The organism is Streptococcus equinus (assembly GCF_900101445.1).
Lineage (GTDB): Bacteria > Bacillota > Bacilli > Lactobacillales > Streptococcaceae > Streptococcus > Streptococcus equinus_B.
This window is the reverse complement of record NZ_FNKE01000001.1, coordinates 1416096-1436967: the sequence shown is the minus strand read 5'-3', so window position 1 is coordinate 1436967 and position 20872 is coordinate 1416096. Positions and strand designations below refer to the sequence as shown.

Annotated in this window: 19 protein-coding genes; 18 read left to right on the top strand and 1 reads right to left on the bottom strand. The window is 36.6% G+C overall.

The genetic code is table 11. The annotated features are described in order from the left end of the window. From BLR83_RS07145 to nrdG, 14 genes are all read left to right on the top strand, one after another. Positions 1 to 552 (top strand): DNA-3-methyladenine glycosylase I, encoded by a 552-nt coding sequence (locus tag BLR83_RS07145; RefSeq protein ID WP_074561015.1) that lies wholly within the window; start codon positions 1 to 3, stop codon positions 550 to 552. Positions 553 to 753: 201 nt separating this feature from the next. Next, entirely contained in the window at positions 754 to 1935 is a 1182-nt protein-coding gene (locus BLR83_RS07140; protein WP_268844489.1) for an MFS transporter, read from the top strand. A gap of 128 nt (positions 1936 to 2063) precedes the next feature. Further along, positions 2064 to 3323 carry a competence/damage-inducible protein A gene (locus BLR83_RS07135; RefSeq protein ID WP_074561013.1) on the top strand — a complete coding sequence of 420 codons (1260 nt, stop codon included), beginning with the start codon at positions 2064 to 2066 and terminating at the stop codon, positions 3321 to 3323. A 49-nt stretch (positions 3324 to 3372) separates the two neighbouring features. Continuing rightward, positions 3373 to 4527 carry a recombinase RecA gene (gene recA / locus BLR83_RS07130; protein ID WP_039696214.1) on the top strand — a complete coding sequence of 385 codons (1155 nt, stop codon included), beginning with the start codon at positions 3373 to 3375 and terminating at the stop codon, positions 4525 to 4527. Positions 4528 to 4724: 197 nt separating this feature from the next. Beyond that, complete coding sequence (spx, locus tag BLR83_RS07125) at positions 4725 to 5123, top strand: transcriptional regulator Spx (protein WP_004233512.1); 399 nt, start codon at positions 4725 to 4727, stop codon at positions 5121 to 5123. Positions 5124 to 5369: 246 nt separating this feature from the next. After that, complete coding sequence (locus tag BLR83_RS07120; RefSeq protein ID WP_003066890.1) at positions 5370 to 5639, top strand: IreB family regulatory phosphoprotein; 270 nt, start codon at positions 5370 to 5372, stop codon at positions 5637 to 5639. Continuing rightward, on the top strand, positions 5636 to 6055 hold the full coding sequence (ruvX, locus tag BLR83_RS07115; protein WP_020917593.1) for a Holliday junction resolvase RuvX: 420 nt from the start codon (positions 5636 to 5638) through the stop codon (positions 6053 to 6055). The genes BLR83_RS07120 and ruvX overlap by 4 nt, the downstream gene beginning before the upstream one ends. Positions 6056 to 6087: 32 nt before the next feature. Continuing rightward, positions 6088 to 6405 (top strand): DUF1292 domain-containing protein, encoded by a 318-nt coding sequence (locus BLR83_RS07110; protein ID WP_006531413.1) that lies wholly within the window; start codon positions 6088 to 6090, stop codon positions 6403 to 6405. A 115-nt stretch (positions 6406 to 6520) separates the two neighbouring features. Then, the gene (locus tag BLR83_RS10085; RefSeq protein ID WP_268844488.1) at positions 6521 to 6649 is read left to right on the top strand and encodes a hypothetical protein; all 129 of its coding nucleotides are present in this window, start codon (positions 6521 to 6523) and stop codon (positions 6647 to 6649) included. Positions 6650 to 6691: 42 nt separating this feature from the next. Beyond that, the gene (locus tag BLR83_RS07105) at positions 6692 to 8266 is read left to right on the top strand and encodes a glycosyltransferase family protein (protein ID WP_074561012.1); all 1575 of its coding nucleotides are present in this window, start codon (positions 6692 to 6694) and stop codon (positions 8264 to 8266) included. A 102-nt stretch (positions 8267 to 8368) separates the two neighbouring features. Then, on the top strand, positions 8369 to 10594 hold the full coding sequence (gene nrdD, locus BLR83_RS07100; RefSeq protein ID WP_074561011.1) for an anaerobic ribonucleoside-triphosphate reductase: 2226 nt from the start codon (positions 8369 to 8371) through the stop codon (positions 10592 to 10594). 116 nt (positions 10595 to 10710) lie between these two features. After that, positions 10711 to 10857, top strand: a complete 147-nt coding sequence (locus tag BLR83_RS09975) for a hypothetical protein (RefSeq protein ID WP_200796313.1) — start codon at positions 10711 to 10713, stop codon at positions 10855 to 10857. Positions 10858 to 10868: 11 nt separating this feature from the next. Continuing rightward, complete coding sequence (locus tag BLR83_RS07095) at positions 10869 to 11372, top strand: GNAT family N-acetyltransferase (RefSeq protein WP_074561010.1); 504 nt, start codon at positions 10869 to 10871, stop codon at positions 11370 to 11372. Between the two features lie 40 nt (positions 11373 to 11412). After that, on the top strand, positions 11413 to 12027 hold the full coding sequence (gene nrdG / locus BLR83_RS07090; RefSeq protein WP_074561009.1) for an anaerobic ribonucleoside-triphosphate reductase activating protein: 615 nt from the start codon (positions 11413 to 11415) through the stop codon (positions 12025 to 12027). A gap of 613 nt (positions 12028 to 12640) precedes the next feature. On the opposite strand, the gene BLR83_RS07085 is transcribed toward nrdG, so the two are convergent. Then, complete coding sequence (locus BLR83_RS07085; RefSeq protein WP_074561008.1) at positions 12641 to 13252, bottom strand: TetR/AcrR family transcriptional regulator; 612 nt, start codon at positions 13250 to 13252, stop codon at positions 12641 to 12643. A 410-nt stretch (positions 13253 to 13662) separates the two neighbouring features. On the opposite strand from BLR83_RS07085, the gene BLR83_RS07075 reads away from it, so the two are divergent. The 4 genes from BLR83_RS07075 to BLR83_RS07060 all read left to right on the top strand — a co-directional run bounded on the left by BLR83_RS07075 (position 13663) and on the right by BLR83_RS07060 (position 20750). Continuing rightward, positions 13663 to 13941, top strand: coding sequence for a DNA repair protein (locus tag BLR83_RS07075; RefSeq protein ID WP_074561006.1), 279 nt, complete (start codon positions 13663 to 13665; stop codon positions 13939 to 13941). An 18-nt stretch (positions 13942 to 13959) separates the two neighbouring features. Then, the gene (gene lepB, locus BLR83_RS07070; protein WP_074561005.1) at positions 13960 to 14571 is read left to right on the top strand and encodes a signal peptidase I; all 612 of its coding nucleotides are present in this window, start codon (positions 13960 to 13962) and stop codon (positions 14569 to 14571) included. 35 nt (positions 14572 to 14606) lie between these two features. Continuing rightward, positions 14607 to 19124 (top strand): SpaA isopeptide-forming pilin-related protein, encoded by a 4518-nt coding sequence (locus tag BLR83_RS09925; protein ID WP_159427756.1) that lies wholly within the window; start codon positions 14607 to 14609, stop codon positions 19122 to 19124. Positions 19125 to 19253: 129 nt separating this feature from the next. After that, positions 19254 to 20750: an isopeptide-forming domain-containing fimbrial protein gene (locus BLR83_RS07060; RefSeq protein WP_074561004.1), complete on the top strand. Its 1497-nt coding sequence runs from the start codon at positions 19254 to 19256 to the stop codon at positions 20748 to 20750. Positions 20751 to 20872: the final 122 nt, after the last annotated feature.

Genomic DNA, 20872 nt, shown 5'->3' with positions numbered 1-20872 from the left:
ATGAAACGTTGTAGTTGGGTAAAGGAAAGTAATCCTTTATATGTTGCTTACCACGATACGGAGTGGGGAAAACCATTGCATGATGATCAAGCATTGTTTGAACTTTTGTGTCTTGAAACTTATCAAGCTGGACTTTCGTGGGAGACTATTCTTAATAAACGCGCAGCATTTAACCAAGCCTTCTACGATTATGATGTGGCAAAGGTAGCGCAGATGTCTGATGATGAACTTGAGGTTCTTCTTCAAAATCCAGCAATCGTTCGAAATCGTCGTAAGATTTATGCGACCAGAAGTAACGCACAAGCTTTTATGAAGGTTCAAGAGGCATTCGGTTCTTTTGACGCTTATCTTTGGTCTTGGGTTGATAACACGCCAATTGTAAATGATGTTGAGAATTATGCGACCTTTCCTGCCAGCACGTCTTTATCTGAAAATCTTTCTAAGGATTTAAAAAAACGTGGCTTTAAATTTGTAGGTCCTGTTTGTGTTTATTCTTTTCTTCAGGCAGCTGGCTTGGTTAATGACCATGAAGTTGACTGTGATTTTAAATAATGATAAAGCATCTGAAAACGTCATTCAGGTGCTTTTTATGTTTTTTAAAAAAATTGACAGCAGTGTCAAGTGGCGTCAACGCTTCTTTACACCTTGCCTTTAAAAAATCGTGCTATTACTTGATAAAATAAGGATTTCTTGTTGACATTCCCTGTAAAAGGTTGTATCTTAATAGGAAAACTAAATCAAGGGTAGGTGGAGATGATGACAAGCATTAGGAGAAATACTTTTGTTTATTTGCTAGCAAATTTTTTAGTGACAGTAGCTTACTCCATGCCACATTCGATTTTAACGGTTATTTTATTGGCAAAGGGATTAAGTTTATCGCAAATATTACTCATTCAATCTGCTTATAGTATTGCGATTGTCTTATTTGAATTTCCAAGTGGTTTGTTGGCGGATAACTACTCACGGAAAAATCTTTATAGCTTATCTAAGGTATTTTTGATTGTCATGTTTTTGATTGTGCTTTTCAGCCATAACTTTTACATGATTTTTGGTGCTTGGTTTTGTTATGGGATAGCTGCCGCTCTTGATAGTGGAACCCTTGATGCTTATATTATTAACCAATTAAAATTAGCACACCGTGAAAGTGACCTTCAGCGATTTTTGGCGCTTAGCAACCGTTTGGAAATCATTGGGCTTCTAATTGGGAGTAGTTTAGGTGGTATTCTTTATCAATTCATCGGTATCAATATTTATGTCCTTGGGACGACTTTTCTAGTGGCTTCAACCTTGGTTAGCTTTTTCTTTTTTAAGGAGACAACGAAGTCTTTTGGTTTGCAAGAAAGTCATGTCGCGGTTCTTAAAAAGCAGATTCAAGAGAGTTTTAAAGAGCTGCGCAGGCAACCGCATCTAAGTGTGATTCTTGTTTTTGACTTTTTAACGCAGATTTTCTTTCAGACGCATTTTCAGTTGTGGCAGTCCTTTTTCTTAAGCAAGGGAATCAGTAGCTGCTATTTCCCAGCTTCTTACATTGCCTTTCAAGTGATTACCTTATTTTCGTATTCTATCAACATCGAAGGCATTAAGAAGCATGCTGGACTTATTAAATTTAGTCCATTGATTATTTTTCTGCCTTTAACTTTCTTTTCAGGACACTTGGGCATTTTCTTGCCAGCTTATTTTATCTTCATTTTTGTTTTTTATGTCATTGAATTTATCTTAAATTATCACTTTAACAAAATGGTGTCGATTGAGAATATTTCGTCTTTGGTTTCTTTTAAATCGACAGTAGGGCGTTTGGGAAGTATCCTTTTACTGTGTCTTTTGAGTTTTATGGTGAAAATCGTTGCTGTTGAGACGGTTATGGCCATTAATTTTATGGCTTCTGTAGGATTTCTTGCTCTTTTGGGTGTGTTTTTTAAGATAAAAAGAAATTGACAAGTTTGTAAAGAGTGTTGACAGCCTTTTTCTGTAGTTGGGCTGTCATTTTTTGCAAAAAGTCATTAATTTTCAGCATTTTTTGATAGAATAAAACTAAATTACGAATAGATAAGTAGGTGGCAATTATGAAAGCTGAGATTATCGCTGTAGGAACAGAGATTTTAACAGGACAAATCACAAATACCAATGCACAATTTTTATCAGAAGAATTTGCCAAGTTAGGGATTGATGTCTTTTTCCAAACAGCTGTTGGGGACAATGAAGAACGTCTTTTGTCTATCATTGATTTGGCAAGTAAACGTAGCGATTTAGTTGTTCTTTGTGGTGGCTTAGGACCAACAGAGGATGATTTGACAAAGCAAACCTTAGCAAAATATTTAGGGCGTAACTTGGTCTTTGACGAACAGGCAAGTAAACGTCTAGATGAGTTCTTTGCGACACGTCCTCAATTTACAAGAACAGCTAACAATGAACGTCAAGCACAACTCATTGAAGGTTCAACTCCTTTGCAAAACAGCACTGGCCTAGCTGTTGGTGGCGTGCTTGAAGTTGACGGCGTTACTTATGTTGTTCTTCCTGGCCCACCAAGTGAGCTTAAGCCAATGGTCTGGGATTATTTAGTGCCTTTGTTATCTAGTGACCATAAGCAGCTTTACTCTCGTGTTTTGCGTTTCTTTGGCATTGGAGAAAGCCAGTTGGTGACTGTTTTATCAGATTTGATTGACAATCAAACAGATCCAACCATTGCACCATATGCTAAGACAGGCGAAGTAACGCTGCGTTTGTCTACAAAAGCAGACGACATGGAATCAGCTAAGGAAAAACTAGACCAGCTAGAGCAAAAAATTCTTTCTAAGAAGACTTTAAATAGCATTCCGCTTGAAAATTTGCTTTATGGTTACGGTGACGATAATAGTATGGCGCGTGTTGTTTTTGATTTGCTTAAGAAAAAACACAAGACCATCACGGCTGCGGAAAGTTTAACAGCAGGACTATTTCAATCAAGTATTGCAGACTTCTCAGGCTCTTCATCAGTCTTTAATGGTGGTTTTGTGACTTATAGTATTGAAGAAAAATCAAAAATGCTTCAGATTCCGCTAGAAGATTTGCAAGAACATGGGGTTGTTAGTCATTTTACAGCTGAGAAAATGGCTGAGCAATCTCGTAAGTTAACAGATGCTGATTTTGGGATTGGATTGACAGGAGTTGCAGGACCAGATAGCTTAGAAGGTCACCCAGCGGGAACAGTTTTCATTGGTATTGCTACTAGAGAAAAAGTTCATTCTATTCGTGTTCTCATAGGTGGACGAAGCCGTTCAGACGTGCGTCATATTGCATGTTTGTATGCTTTTAACTTGGTACGTCAAGCTTTATTACAAGATTAAATTCTGCTATAATAGAGCTAGTATCTCGAACAAACAGAAAGGGAAAAATTTGGCTAAAAAGACAAAGAAAACAGAAGCTATCACGAAGAAATTCGGTGATGAGCGTAAAAAAGCACTTGATGATGCTTTGAAACTAATTGAAAAAGATTTTGGTAAGGGAGCTGTTATGCGCCTTGGTGAACGCGCTGAACAAAAAGTTCAAGTGATGAGTTCAGGTAGTTTGGCTCTTGATATCGCTCTTGGTGCAGGTGGTTACCCTAAAGGACGTATCATTGAAATCTACGGTCCTGAAAGTTCAGGTAAAACAACTGTTGCCCTTCATGCTGTAGCACAAGCTCAAAAAGAAGGCGGTATTGCAGCCTTTATCGATGCTGAACATGCCCTTGACCCAGCTTATGCAGCAGCCCTTGGTGTTAATATTGATGAACTTCTTTTGTCACAACCTGACTCAGGAGAACAAGGTCTTGAAATCGCTGGAAAATTGATCGATTCAGGTGCGGTTGATCTTGTTGTTGTCGACTCTGTTGCCGCTCTTGTTCCACGTGCCGAAATCGATGGCGACATTGGTGATAACCACGTTGGTTTGCAAGCTCGTATGATGAGTCAAGCTATGCGTAAACTGTCAGCTTCTATCAATAAAACAAAAACAATTGCCATCTTTATCAACCAATTACGTGAAAAAGTTGGTGTTATGTTTGGTAACCCAGAAACTACACCTGGTGGACGTGCCCTTAAATTCTACTCTTCAGTTCGTCTAGATGTGCGTGGAAACACACAAATCAAAGGTACTGGTGATCAAAAAGATAGCAATATTGGTAAAGAAACTAAAATCAAAGTTGTTAAAAACAAAGTTGCTCCACCATTTAAAACAGCTGAAGTGGAAATCATGTATGGTGAAGGAATTTCACGCACTGGTGAATTGATTAAAATCGCTAGTGATTTGGATATCATTAAAAAAGCTGGTGCTTGGTTCTCTTACAACGGTGAGAAGATTGGTCAAGGTTCTGAAAATGCTAAGAAATATTTGGCAGATCACCCAGAAATCTTTGACGAAATCGACCACAAAGTTCGTGTTCATTATGGGCTTGTTGAAGAAACTGAAGATGAAAAAGCAGCAAAACTTTCTGAAGAATCAGCAGCAACTACTGAAAATGTAGATGAAGTTGTTCTTGATTTGGACGATGCGATTGAAATTGAAGAATAATTTTGAAAGCACTTTAAAGCTTGAAACGATGCGTTTCAGGCTTTTTTGATTATTTCTGCCTCAAAAGGGATTATTTTTTGCAAAAAAAATAAATCTTTTTAATTGACTTTTCGAAAAAATAGGTCTTAGGTCCCATGTGCTCCATTATGTATGTGTGCTATAATACAACTATCATGGGATAGAAAGTGAGAGTGCACATGATTAAAATTTACACAATTTCAAGTTGTACAAGCTGTAAGAAAGCCAAGACATGGCTCAACGCTCATCAGCTCCCTTATAAAGAACAGAATTTAGGAAAAGAACCACTATCACGAGAAGAAATCTTAGCGATATTAACAAAAACAGAAAACGGTATTGAAAGTATTGTTTCTTCTAAAAACCGTTATGCAAAAGCACTTGACTGCGATATTGAAGAATTAAGCTTAAGTGAGGTTATCGACCTTATCCAAGCTAATCCACGTATCCTAAAAAGCCCAATTTTGATTGACGATAAACGTCTTCAAGTTGGTTATAAAGAGGATGATATCCGTGCTTTCTTGCCACGCTCAATTCGTAATGTGGAAAATGCCGAAGCTCGTCTTCGTGCAGCATTGTAATATAATATATAGTAGAAAAGATACCATTTGGTGTCTTTTTTTAACTCTTGATTAGTGTGAAATAAAGCTTAAATAGTGGAAAAATGAAAAAGTTTACATCCTTTTTATGTCAGCTTTTCTGACCACTTTTACTGAAAATTCTTGGGAATCTCAATAAACTTTGGTTAAATAAAGTCAGATTCTTGTGAAATCTTAGTGAATAAGCTATAATAATTGGTGACAGCTATTTAGAAAGAAGGTGTAAGTATGGGATTTACAGATGAAACTGTACGCTTTAATTTAGACGATAGCAACAAGAAAGAAATTAGTGAAACTTTAACAACGGTTTATCGCTCTCTTGATGAAAAAGGTTATAACCCAATTAATCAGATTGTAGGTTATGTCCTAAGTGGTGACCCTGCTTATGTGCCTCGTTACAATGATGCCAGAAATCAGATTCGTAAATACGAACGTGACGAAATTGTTGAAGAGCTTGTCCGCTATTATCTCAAAGGAAATGGAATCGATTTGAAATGAGAATCATGGGACTAGATGTCGGCTCAAAAACTGTTGGTGTAGCGATTAGCGACCCACTTGGTTTTACAGCACAAGGCGTAGAAATTATCAAAATTGATGAAGAAGCTGGCGAGTTTGGGTTTGAAAGACTTGGAGAGTTAGTTAAACAGTATAAAGTTGATAAGTTTGTGGTTGGTTTACCTAAGAACATGAACAATACTGAAGGACCTCGTGTAGAAGCAAGTAAAGCTTACGGTGACCAAATTAAAGAACTTTTCAATATTCCTGTAGATTATCAAGATGAACGTTTAACAACTGTTCAAGCAGAACGTATGCTAGTAGAACAGGCTGACGTTAGTCGTGGTAAGCGTAAAAAAGTTATCGACAAATTAGCTGCACAGCTTATTTTGCAAAATTATTTAGATAGAATGTTTTAATCTAATCATTAATTCATTTAAAGGAGAAAATTATGGCACATAACCATAACCACGATCATAACCATGATCACGAGCATGAAGTTATTACACTTGTAGACGAACAAGGTAATGAAACACTTTTTGAAATTCTTTTGACAATCGATGGTCGCGAAGAATTCGGTAAAAACTATGTTCTTTTGGTACCAGCAGGTGCTGAAGAAGATGAACAAGGTCAAATTGAAATTCAAGCTTACTCATTCACTGAAAATGAAGATGGTACTGAAGGCGACCTTCAACCAATCCCTGAAGATTCAGATGCTGAATGGGATATGATTGAAGAAGTTTTCAACAGCTTCTTGGATGAAGACTAAGTTTGTACGATGAGAGGTTAGGAGTATTCCTAGCCTCTTTTTTGTTAGTTATACTAAGGAAGTCAAAAGTGGCTTTTTTTATTTTACGAATAAGTAAAATAAAGGAGGTTATTTTATGGACAAAAACAGTCGTTTAAGTAAAAAAGAAAAGGATTTCCTAAAACGCTACCAATCCAAGCCACGTCACCGTTTTAGGGAACTTTTAGCTTACTGTGCTATCCTTAGTAAATTGACTAATGATTAGTTTTTGTTATACTTAGAGTATGACAATTCAAGGAGAGAATAAGTGAATACATCAGAACAAGCAAATGTAGATCAGACGGCTGTATCATCTTATAGTCGTTCATCTCGTAAAATCGGTGAAGTTAGCAGTCATCTAGAACCTTCTAGACGAACAAAAGTGCCTCAACCTCATAAACTTTATATTTTGTTATTGAGTGTTGTGGTGAGCTGCTTATCAGTAGCCGTGCCAATGTTTACAGACATGGCAAATAGCCTACAATCACAAAATCTTTATATTGGATTAATGTTTACGCAAGGACATCTTCCATTTACAGATATGTTTGCAACAGGTGGCTTCTTGTACTATGCAGTGATTGCCTTGGCTTATTACCTTGGTTCGACGCTGTGGTTGGTTCCAATTCAAATCGTTACTTTCTATTTATCAGGAATTTATTTCTATAAATTGGTTAACTATTTCACCAACAGCCAACGTGTGGCAGTGGCATTTAGTGGGGCTTTTTATCTACTTAATGTTGCCCTTGGTTTTGGTGGTTTGTATCCTATCCAATTTGCAATGCCTTTTGTTATGGTCTCATTGTGGTTCTTAACAAAATACTTTGCTGATATTATCAAGGATGAAGCCTTTATTTTATATGGATTTGCGGGCGCAGCAGCTATGCTTCTAGAACCACGTACTTTGGTGTTCTGGGCGCTTTCTTTCCTAACAATTATCGTCTTTAATTTGAAACAAAGACATTTTGCGCGTGGTTTCTACCAATTGTTGTGTATTATTTTCGGGACTATTTTAGTCTTTTACACAGCTGGATACTTTATCTTGAATGCGCAAGTATTGTCACCTTATATTACACAAGCTATTGTTTACCAATTTACTAATTTTGCAGTAAGTGATGGTAACTTGATTTTGACTTTGTTGTTCCAACTTGTACTGGCTTTGGCATCAGGGCTTTTGCTTGGTGCGGTGTCATTTGGAAAAGTTGTCAAAGGTGAAGATAAGGTAGCTAAATGGCTTATTTTACTAGTCTTTATCGTCTTCTTTGCGATTGATTTATTTACACAAAGTTACCAATTCTATAACCTATTGGCAGCACTGCCTTTTGGTTTGGTGTTGACTGCTATCGTTTTGGGTGAACAATATCAACGTAGTTTGACTAAAACATCACACCGTCGCAGAAAAGCATCAGACAATGCTGGAATTTTTGGCTTATATCTTAAACGTCACTTCTATTTGCCAATTTTAGTGCTTGTCTTTGGTGTTGGGCAGCCTTTGGTGCACACTGTTTTATCTGCTAATGCCAATAGTGAACGTGGTATCATTGCAAATTATCTTGCCAAAAATGCGACTAAAGATGATACTGTCTACGTTTGGGATGACTCATCTAAAATTGGAATCAATAGTAAGCTAGCAAGTAGTTCACAATTTACATCTCCAGTTGTGAATACCGCTAAATCTGCTAATGAAAAAGTTTTAGAAGATGAATTGCTACAAAATATGGGGTCATATATTGTGGTCAATAAGGACCAAAAAATTTCTGATTCACTTAAAAATAATTTTTCTTCTAACTATGAAGAGGTCCAAATCGGCGGTATTACAGGCTTTACCGTCTATCATAAAAAATAAAGGAAAACGCAATATCTTGTGGTTAACAAAAAAAGTGACCACAAGATATTGATTTTTTTTTTTGTCCCGTGTTATAATAGACGAGTAAGAAGGAGTGTTCATATGATTACATTAGAAAAAGAAAAAATTGCTGCACAACCTACTGTAAAAGTTATCAAACGCGATGGACGTTCTGTAAACTTTGATTCAGATAAAATTTATAATGCTTTGGTTAAAGCAAGCAATAACGTGACAAAAATGTCACCGGTTGTTGAAGCAAAATTAGAAACTATTTCAGATAATATCGTTGCTGAAATTTTTGATCGCTTCAAAGACAACGTCAAAATTTATGAAATTCAAAATATCGTTGAGCATGAACTTTTAGAAGCTAATGAATACGCAATTGCTCAAGAATATATTAATTATCGTACAAAACGCGATTTTGCGCGCTCTCAAGCGACAGATATCAACTTTTCAATTGATAAACTTTTGAACAAAGATCAAACTGTCGTTAATGAAAACGCTAACAAGGATAGTGAAGTCTTCAATACACAACGTGACTTGACTGCAGGTATCGTTGGTAAATCAATCGGTCTTAAAATGTTGCCAGCTCACGTTGCCAACGCTCACCAAAAAGGTGATATTCACTTCCACGACCTTGATTACAGCCCATATACTCCAATGACAAACTGCTGCTTGATTGATTTCAAGGGAATGTTGGGGAACGGCTTTAAGATTGGTAATGCTGAAGTTGAAAGTCCAAAATCTATCCAAACTGCAACAGCACAAATTTCACAAATCATTGCTAACGTTGCCTCAAGCCAATACGGTGGATGTACTGCAGACCGTATCGACGAATTCTTGGCACCATATGCTGAACTTAACTACAAAAAGCATTTAAAAGATGCTGAGGAATGGGTTGCTGAAGACCGCCGCGAAGACTACGCACGTACAAAAACGAAAAAAGATATCTACGATGCGATGCAAAGTCTTGAATACGAAATCAATACTTTGTTCACATCAAACGGACAAACACCATTTACATCACTTGGTTTTGGTCTTGGTACAAACTGGTTTGAACGTGAAATTCAAAAAGCTATTCTTAAAATTCGTATCCAAGGTCTTGGTAGCGAACACCGCACAGCTATCTTCCCTAAACTAATCTTCACATTGAAGAGTGGTCTTAACCTTGAAGAAGGCACACCAAACTACGATATCAAACAATTAGCTTTGGAATGTGCCACAAAACGTATGTATCCAGATGTGCTTTCATACGATAAAATCGTTGAATTGACTGGTTCATTCAAAGCACCAATGGGATGTCGTTCATTCCTTCAAGGTTGGAAAGATGAAAATGGCGTTGAAGTGAACTCAGGTCGTATGAACCTTGGAGTTGTTACAGTCAACCTTCCACGTATTGCTATGGAATCACATGGTGATATGGATAAATTCTGGGAACTTTTCAACGAACGTATGGGAATTTGTAAAGATGCGCTTGTTTATCGTGTTGAACGTGTTAAAGAAGCTACTCCAGCAAATGCTCCAATCCTTTACCAATACGGTGCTTTCGGTAAACGTCTTGGTAAATACGATAACGTTGATGAACTTTTCCGTCACCGTCGTGCCACAGTATCACTTGGTTACATCGGTCTTTACGAAGTCGGAACAGTCTTCTTCGGACCAGAATGGGAAACTAATCCAGAAGCAAAAGAATTCACAGTTGACATTATCCGTAAGATGAAAGATTACTGTGTTGAATGGTCAGACGAATATGATTATCACTTCTCAATCTATTCAACACCATCTGAAAGTTTGACAGACCGTTTCTGCCGTCTTGATACTAAGAAATTCGGTATTGTTAAAGATATTACAGATAAAGAATACTACACAAACTCATTCCACTATGATGTACGTAAGAATCCAACACCATTTGAAAAATTGGACTTTGAAAAAGTTTACCCAGAAGCTGGTGCAACTGGTGGTTTCATTCACTACTGTGAATACCCAGTTCTTCAACAAAATCCAAAAGCTCTAGAAGCTGTTTGGGATTATGCTTATACACGTGTTGGATACCTTGGTACAAATACACCAATCGACCGTTGTTATAAATGTGGTTTTGAAGGAGACTTCACACCAACAGAACGTGGATTTGTTTGTCCGAACTGTGGTAACAGCGATCCAAAATCAGTAGACGTTGTTAAACGTACTTGTGGATACCTTGGTAACCCTCAAGCTCGTCCAATGGTTAATGGTCGTCACAAAGAAATTTCTGCGCGTGTTAAACACATGAATGGTTCAACAATTAAAAATCCAGGTGACTACCACATGCACAAAGATAAGAGTTGTTAATAAGACTCGTTAACCAATAATTATGGTTTAGACAGTTTCATGACATATTGAAGCTGGAGACGCTTGTCCCAGCTTCTTTATTATATTGATAAAAAACTTGAAGAAAGGAAAAAATCGTGGGAAAATACCAATTAGATTATAAAGGCATGCAACAAGTCGAACGTTTTCATGAAAAACATTCAACTTCTAAGGGTAATAAAAAAGCGCGTGTCAATGAATTGAAAGCACAATTTTTGGAAAAAGCGAAGAAAAAAAGTAAATAAGAGGTAAGCCTATGCAATTACGAAGACCTGAATTATCAGATAAAGCAGCCGTTATTGAGATGATGAAAGAGTTTGAAATGAGCCAGTCTGCCCATGATGGTGGTTTCTGGGATGTGGATAACTTTGATTATGAGGACTGGCTTGAAGGTAATCGCCTGAGCGAAATGGGGATTAATGTGCCTGCAAACTTTGTTCCAGCCGTTCAGTTTGTTTCATTTGCTGATGATGGCAGGGCTTTGGGATTTTTGCATTTGCGCTTACGCTTAAATGAGAATCTTTTAAAACAAGGCGGCCATATTGGGTATTCTATTCGTCCAACTGAACGCCGCAAAGGATATGCTAAAGAGCAACTGCGCTTAGGTTTATTAGAAGCGAAGAAGAAAAACATCACTAAAGCTTTGGTCACATGTCATGATGACAATGAAGGTAGCCGTAAGGTAATATTAGCCAATGGTGGCCAGCTTGAAGATATTTTAGATGCTGTTGAGCGTTACTGGATAAGTTTGGAAGATTGATTTACTTATAATAGGAATTAAAAATAGAAAGAAGGCTAGGATGGAAGAAAAAAACTGGAATACTCCCAAGCCTGGTGAATGGAAGTCAGAAGAATTAAGTCAAGGTCGCGTTATCGATTATAAAGCCTTTAACTTTGTTGATGGTGAAGGGGTGCGTAACTCACTTTACGTGTCAGGTTGTATGTTCCACTGTAAAGGGTGTTATAATGCTGCAACTTGGTCATTTAAGGCAGGGCAGCCTTACACACAAGAGCTAGAAGAGCAAATTATGGCTGACCTGGCGCAGCCTTATGTTCAAGGCTTGACGCTTCTTGGTGGAGAACCTTTCTTAAATACAGGTTTTCTTTTGCCACTAATTAAGCGCGTGCGCCGTGAACTTCCTGAAAAAGATATTTGGTCTTGGACTGGATATACTTGGGAAGAAATGATGCAAGAAACACCAGATAAACTAGAAATGCTAAGCCTAATTGATATTTTGGTAGATGGTCGCTTTGATATTACTAAGAAGAATTTGATGTTACAATTTCGTGGATCATCTAACCAACGTATCATTGATGTTCAGAAGTCTTTGAAAGCCGGAAAAGTTATCATTTGGGATAAATTAAATGATGGCGATCAAAAATTTGAGCAAGTTAGTCGTGATGACTTACTATAATTGTGGAAAAAGGAGCTGATTTTCAAGAATTGGCTACTTTTTTTGCCCAAAATAAAAGTTATTAACAGCTTTTTTCCAAAAAATGTGGATAGCTCTTAAAGCTTGATATGAAAGGATTCTTGGTGAATTTATACACAAGTTATCCCCAGTATATAACCATACTTATCCACAAGTTGTGAATAACTGTGTGTAAATTGTGTAAAAATAAGCGAATTTTCAAGATATTTTACCTTTTTTAATAAAATAGGCTTAAATGATGTGAAAATTTCATGCAAAAAAGCCGGTAAAAAGAACTTTTACCGACTTTTTATCTATTTGAGATTTCCAAAAGGAAACCTATTATCAGCGGGAACACAAAATAAAGAATAGTTTATCAAGCAATTTTTACTGAACGATTTGCTATAAGTTGTGGATAAGGTGGTATTTTTATAAGTTGTTTAGCCAACTAACTATTAAAATCCTGTCAACTAAAAAATTATAGTGTCAACCTTTGGCAAAATGAAAACGGTAAATCTGTCAATGTTAGCGGTTTTCCTGTCAACTTTACCAAAAAAAGCTGTCAAGAAAGGTTTTACAGACATGATCACAAAAAATTTCTGAAAAATAAATATCCCTATCTTTTATCTCTTATCGCAATATGTTCTTCTGAAGGAGCATTGAAGTAACTAGGAATAGAATTAAAAAGAAGGGATAAGTTTTTTGCAATGAGTTCAGGTTCTTCAGGCTCGTCTTTACTTAACCAAAATTGTAGGATGTTAAGATAAGCACCGAATAACCCTTTGGAAATGTAATCGATGTTGCTATCTACAGTATCGTAAACACACCATGGAAGATTGATGGTTTTGTAGATTTGGGCAGATTTTTGATTGAATTTTTCTGTAAGCAGCGCAAAGTGACCACTTTTAACAAGTGATGAAATAAATGCTCTGTTGTCATACATAAAATTCAAGGTAACTAAGAAGACGTCTTCAGGTTTTTCCGCCACGATAAAGTTATCGCGTTGGTGGTAGTATCCTTTGACAAAGTTTTCTAGACAGAAATCCATTAAGTCAGCTTTATCATCAAAGTAGCGATAAAATGTTCGGCGTGAGATAGTGGCCTTGTCTAAGATTTGATAGATAGTGATTTTGTCATAATGTCGTTCAGTAATCAGTAGATAAAGTGCTTTTGATAAACGTTGTTTAGTTTCTAAAACTTGTTGATGTTTTTTTGATAAATTTGTCATAAACAATCCTCTACTTGAATGATGTAATATTTCTGAAAAGACCAAAAATTATACCTAATCAATTTAGCATTGTAACATAAAGCTAAAAATTAAGCTACATCAATCCTATGATTATGTCAATATTCGACTTTAGAAGTTTATCATTGTTAGCTTTCCTAACAACGATAGAGGACGAAATATTAAGAAAATTAGAACTAGGAAACAAAATCTTAAAAAAAGTATCACTTGCACAAAATCCCTTTTCAAAATCACGAAAAAATATTATAATGTTCTTCAAAACGCCTAGATATATAAAACGACAAAATGAAAAAATGTTTATCTAGTCTTTATTTTTTCAAAATAAGAATAAATATACATTTAAAATTATGTGAGTTTTATGTGAAAACGAATACTAAAAAGGAGGTCCTACCGTGCTTGATGCTAAACAATTAAGAAAACTGCGTCGCTCAGATTTGTTTGAGTTGCTTGTGGAGCAGGCAAAAGAAATCGAAGAACTTCAAGATCAAGTTAAAGAACTTGAAGGTAAACTTGAGCGTCGTGAGCTAGAAGTCACTGATGCGGGTTCTATCGCTGAAGCAGCCTTGGCAATTAGTAAAGTTTTTGAAGAGGCACAGGCAGCAGCGGATACGTATCTTTATAACGTAAAACGTATGGCAGATGCCAAGAATAATGCGGATGATGAAGCGTAAGAAGCTGAGGTTTTTAACATGAAACCATTAGATAAAAAATCACAGAAAATTAATTTATCCGATTTACCAAAAGCTGATGAGCTTTCAAAAGAATTGGGAAAGATTAAATATCGTGAACGCTATATTCGTACTTTACGCAGTACTGTTTTTACGTTAGTAACGGTAGCAGCATTGGCCGTACTGGTTGCGACAATCTGGTTACCTGTTTTACAAATCTACGGAAATTCAATGACTCCTACTTTGAAAGCTGGGGACATGGTTGTTTCTGTTAGCAAAAAGCATTTGAAACAGGGAGATGTTGTAGCTTTTTATTATAACAACAAAGTTTTGGTAAAACGTGTTATTGCAACCTCAGGCCAATGGGTTAACATTGATAAAAAAGGAAATGTCACTGTTGACGGGAAAAAGATTAACGAGCCTTACCTACAAAGTGGTGAGAAAAATTATGGAGAAACTAATATCGAGTTACCCTATCAAGTACCAGATGGTAAGTACTTTGTGATGGGAGACCACCGAGAGGTTTCGGTAGACTCACGTAATAAAGCTGTCGGCCCAGTAGATAGTGAACAGTTAGTTGGGAAACTAAGCTTAAGAATTTGGCCACTTAACCGAATGGGGTCAATCGATTAGAAAGTTAACAAAATTATGTTTAGAAAGGAGTTTGGATGTTAAAGCTATGGGCAAGGTTAGCGATTTTAGTAAAAAAGCGAGTCCGAGATAGTATTATCGCAAAGATTGCTTTGGTGCTATCTCTAGTCGTTGTCTTTTGTACGACATATTTACTAATATTACCAGCCCTAACAATTAGTACGGGAAATAGTTCGTCTGTTTTTCAATCCTCAGATGGTGCCTCATCTCAGGTTGAGTCCACGACGAATGATTCCCAAAAAGAAAATAGCCAGACAGAAGCTTCTTCACAAGCCAGTCCGACTGAGTCAAGTCAAGAAAAAAAGGATATGTCACAAGCAGGCACTTTGACTGCTGAAACGTCAGATGTGACGGTAACGGTCTCTTATGAGGGAGATACCTTTACAGAGCCAGTTCAATTAAAGGTAAAGCCTGTTTCTGACACGACTGCCATTGATAACAAGTTAACATCGCTTCTAAGCGAAAGTAAGCAAAGCTTATCACAAGCACACTCTTACGATATTTCATTTGTCACAGATGATGGCAAGGAAGTTGAACCAAGTAAAGACGTCAAAGTGTCAATGGCTTTTAAAAATGACTTATCCACAAGCGATGACAAACAAGCTGGTTGGAAGTTGTATCACTTTGTGGATAACGATGTTAACCAAGTTCAAGATTTGACTGAATCGACAGATACAGACATTAAAGAAACTGGTGACGGAGCAGTCGAAAGTGTTGATTTCAAGTCTAATACCTTCTCAATATACACCCTAGCGGGTGTAACCTACGCTGACTTTTCAGGGTATTTGACGGGATATAGTTATAATGAAAAATCTGTTCAAGAGGATTTATCAACAGAAGAATTAAGCGTCTTATTGCATTTGGATTTTAAGATTAACCAAAAAGACGTTGCTAAAGAAAAACATTATTACTTAGCTTTGCCAGATGATACGGCGATTGGTAAAGATTTAAAACTTGGTACGGAATACACTGGACGTGATAACAATAATACCGATGCTTTTAAGTACCAATTCAAAAAAGATGATTCGTCAGGTAAATATTATTTGCTGATTACATTCTTAGATAGTTATGTTGCTAGCATGGGACAAGGTGTTCAGTCAACAGGTTATATTGATTACGAAGCAGTCTTTGGCTTAACTCATAGAACAAGTCATGATAGCTACACGGTCAAGTTTAGTGATGGTGTGACAATTGAAATTCCACCAGAAAAAGTAACTAAAAATTATGATTTATCAACATCAAAAACTGGAAAAGTTTCATATGATGGTGATACACCGTATATCGATTACACTGTCACAGTGGATTCTAAATACGGAACGCCGGGTAATATTGATTTAACGGATAGTTTGACAGCAGATGGTGTATCAATTGCTGATGTTACAAATGTATCAATTACCAAATCAACTTATACTGGAGATACAAGTCATGTGACTGGAACAGAAACTGTTTCTACTAAGCCAAACTTTGATAAGGCTAATAAAAAGTGGAGCTTGACTCTTCCGCAATTAGTCAGTGGTGGAACAGATTCGAATGGTAATCCGATTGGTCATTTTTACACAATCACTTATCATTATAAATTTGCTGGTTTATCAGCAGGTAAAACTGTACAGGTTAATAATACTATCAAAGCTGTTTCTAAAAATGATCAAGATAAACGTGAGGCAAGTAGCAGTACTAGCGTTACGTTAAAATTAAATGATATTAAAAAGTCTGGTAAATACGATAAAAAGACTGGAAAGATTACTTGGACAATCACAGTAAACCCAGATAGTAATGATATTGGTGGTGCTACCTTAAAAGATGATTTCTTTAAGAAAGCTGAGTCGATAGAAGTTACATTGAAAGATGGATCTAGTGCTTCTGGAACTTATCGCTACTACGATTCTAATAATAATAAGTTAGATGACAATATAACGGATTTTAGTAAGGTCTCTTATATTCGTTTTAGTGGTCAAAAAGGCAAAAAGTCAAATACTAAAACCTATGTAATTACCTATACAACAGATGCTAAAAATTCAAGTTGGAATAAAAAAACTGTGAAAAATACAGTTACCTTAGATGATGATGGTGATAAAACTTCATCTTCTGCTAAACCAAGTGTTCCAGGTGATGGTAATCTAGAAAAAACATCTCTTGGAGAAAATGACACATCAGACACAGGTGTCAAGACACTTAGTTGGCAAACTAAAATCACTATGCCAGCAAGTGGTGTGATTGAAAAAGGAACGAATTTTAGGGATTTTCTAACAGATCCATACAATCAAAATTCAGAAGTTCACTGGTACACCAAAGCACAGTTGCAAGACTTGTATAAAAAACTTGTTAAAATCTTTGGTGATAGTAAGTTTACTTTGAAAGCTTGTCAAAAACCATGGGATGGTTATACCAACTATGAAGATTTAGATAACAATACTAAATATACTGAGTTTCAAATTATTTTAACCGATGATTTCAAATCAAGTAAAAATATTGTTCTTCAATACCAATCAACAGCTAAGCTAAATGGCAATGCTAATCTTGATTTCTGGAATACGATTAGTTCTGCAGACCATTCTAGCCAAGCGAAGTATCACCATACTGATAATTCAAATGTTATCAAAATGGATGGTGATGAAAATCACGCAACGACCAAGAAAACTAGCACGGATGGTGTTGTTACTTGGAAAGTTAAGGTTAATTTGAGTGACGATGCTAAGACTATGACGGTAACAGATAATTTACCAAAAGGTGTTCACCTAACCGGTCTGGTTTTTGGTCGTCACTACAGTCAAACGCCTGTAACGATTTCTGGTAATAGCATTTCAGCTATAACTGGTCAGTATGAGTGGGGCGCTACGAACATGAAGGTTGACGGAAGCATTTCAGGTGATAATGTTGTCACATTGAATTTTTCAACAACTGATGGTAGAACCCTTAAACAAAGTATTGGTGATAACAATGATTTTTGGTTAACTTACACGACAGCTTACGATAAGTTACCTGAATCAGGTAAGAAAGTAACGGATACTTTAACCAATACGGTTTCAGTTCTTGTTGATGGTAATAAAGATTACGGTTCAGATAGTCAAACTCAAATCATTACCTTTGGTAAAGACAAGCAAGTTGTCAAACCAATTACTAAGACAGGTAGCTGGGATAACACCAACAGAGTCTTGCACTACAGTTTATCAATTAATCCAGAAGCTGAGGATTTAGTAGATGGTACTGATAAGCTAACGCTGACAGATGTCATGAGTATTTATGGGACGGACATATCTCTTGCTTTAAACCAAGCTTCCGTTAAGCTTTATTATGCTGACAGCAATCAAGAAGTTCCCTCTAGTGATTGGTCTTGGAAAGTGTCGTCGACAGATGATGGTTGGGGTAATTTGACAAGTACTTTAACAATCAGTCTAAAAGATGAGACAGCTTATAAGCTGAAGTATGATTATACTTTGATTAAGAAGAATCCAGATTTGACAGCTACTTACTGGCCTAAGAATACGGCAACTTTATCAGGAGTTAGTGAGGGTTCTACTGATACGACAACCGCCGTAGCTTGGCAAAGAATTGGTACTGATGCTGGTATTGATACTGAGCATGCTTATGTTATCAATAAAGTTGATTCAAGTAACTATGCTAAAGGGCTTAAAGGTGCGGTCTTTACGGTTTATAAGGCTGATGGTGATTGTGATGACCGTAATGACGAAGTCGTTGGAGAATATGTCAGTGATGAAAATGGACATATTTCGATTTCAAAAACCTTGTTGGAACCAGGTAAATGTTATCAAGTTTATGTTCCAATTCTAGGATGGATTACAGTAGGTTGGATAGATCCAAAAGAAAACTTTGAAGATAATCAAGCCTACTACTTCAAAGAAACCTCTGCTCCACCTGGTTATGAATTACCTAAGAATCCTGAAAAGCATTATTTCTACTACTCTCCAAATGAATGTGATGCTTATGACGATTATTATAAAAAGGTATATGGAGCTGTTAACTTAGCCAAGACCAGCGCTTCGGTTTATGTTGAAAATAAAAAAATCAAGCAAACGAACTTAACCGTTAAGAAACAATGGTTAAAATCTGACGGCAGTAAAACTGAGCGTACGGATGGTTCAATCACTTATGATGTGATTCAGGTAGCGACTAACCAATGTGGTCAATCTTTCGAGTATGTTTATAAAGCCGGTGAAGTATTGACCCATGCTGATAATTGGACGCGAACGTATAAGAATCTGCCAGTTTCTGGTTATGATGCTTGTGGAAACAAGTACATTTTCACTTACTATGTCCGTGAACAAACCGTTTCTGGTTATGATACTAGTTATTCAAATGGTTCTGATAGTTCGAAAAATCCAGCCGATATGGTAACGGATGCTGAGGATGGTCAGATTACCATTAAAAATAAATCTCAAAAGCAATATGAATTGCCTGAGACTGGTGGTAGTGGTGTGAAGATGCACTATGTGATTGGTGCAAGCTTAGCACTGCTCTCCCTAGGATTAATCATCCTAAAAGTTTACAGAGATTATCAAAAAGGAGGTGACTCCTAATGATAGAGTTCCTGGTAAAGGTGGTGATGCCTGATTCACTACTGTAAGGATTTAGGTTATGACTTCAATTTTGGAGTTTACACAATTTAGTTTTTGTTTTAAAAAAGAAAGAAGGAAAAGGATTTTACAATGAAGAAATTCAAGTTGTTTTTAGCAGCTTTTGTTGCTACGCTTTTCGCATTTGCTGGTGTGAAAGCATCCGCTTATACTTTGACGATTGATCATGTCGCAGATAATCACACTTACGAAGCTTACCAAGTATTTTCTGGTACGCTTGCTTCAGATGGTAAGACACTTTCAGATATCCAATGGGGTAATGGTGTAACACCTTTTACATTCAAAGATAAATCAGAGGCTGCTGAGATTGCTAAAGCAATCGAAGGTCAAGAAGTTGACTCAGATGATGCTAAAGCATTCTCAAAAGTAGCTGGTGCTAACCTTACAACTCCAGCAGCTAGTGCAGAAAGTAAAGACGGACAAGCTGTTCTTACAGTTGCTGCACCTGGTTACTACTTGGTAAAAGATAAAGATGGTAAACAAAATGATAAATATTCAGCTTACACTCGTTTTATGATGGAAGTTGCTGGTGATGTCACTGCCCGTGTTAAAAATGATAGACCAACTGTTCAAAAGAAAGTAAAAGAAACTAACGATTCAACTGGTACAACAACTGATTGGCAAGATGCTGCTGACTATGATATTAATGATACAGTTCCATTCCAATTGAAGGCAACACTTCCAATTCATATTGATGATTATGAACACTATTATGTAGAATTTACAGATACATTGTCTGCAGGTTTAACCTTTGATAAAATCACTTTGGTAAAAGCAGATAATACAATTCTTAAAGAAGATCAATACCAAGTAAGTAAAACAGAAAATAAAGATGGTACAACAACACTTTCTGTTATCATTACTGACGTAAAAGCTGTTAGTGGCATCTCAAAAGACGATAAAGAAGTTACTGTAGAATACAACGCAACTCTTAATGATAAAGCTGTTCTTGGTTCAGCAGGTAACCCAAACAGCGTTGAATTGACATACTCAAACAACCCTAACGCTACTGGTGATGGTACATCTAAACCAGCAGATACTGGTAAAACTCCAAAAGATACTGTAAAAGTCTTCACTTACCAAACAATTATTAACAAACTTAACGAAAACAAAGAAGCTTTGAAAGGTGCCGGATTTACACTTTCTAAGAAAGATAAAGATGGTAACTGGAACACTGTAAAAGCTATCGCAGCTGGTGAAGCTACACGCTTCGAATTCAAAGGTCTTGATGCTGGTGACTACAAACTTGAAGAAACAACTACACCAGATGGTTACAACACAATCAAACCAATCGAATTCACAATCGACGCTAAATACGATGTTGAATCTGCTGACCCTCAATTGACAGAGCTTTCAACTAATGTTACTTCAGGTGATGTTAAATCAGATGATTTTAAATCAAATCTTTCAGACGGTTCATTGACTGTTGGTATTGTCAACCGTAAAGGTTCACTTCTTCCATCAACTGGTGGTATGGGTACAACAATCCTTTACGTAGTTGGTTCAATTCTTGTTCTTGTCGCAGCAATTCTTTTTATCACTAAAAAACGTATGGATGCTGCTAAATAAGCATAAGATTAGTTTGTAAATGTTGGGTTAGCAAGCATTGATAAATCATTAACCTTGTTAATCTGACAAAGGGAGTGGCAAGTGGCATTAAGCTTTCTTTCTACTCCCTTTACTCATGCAAC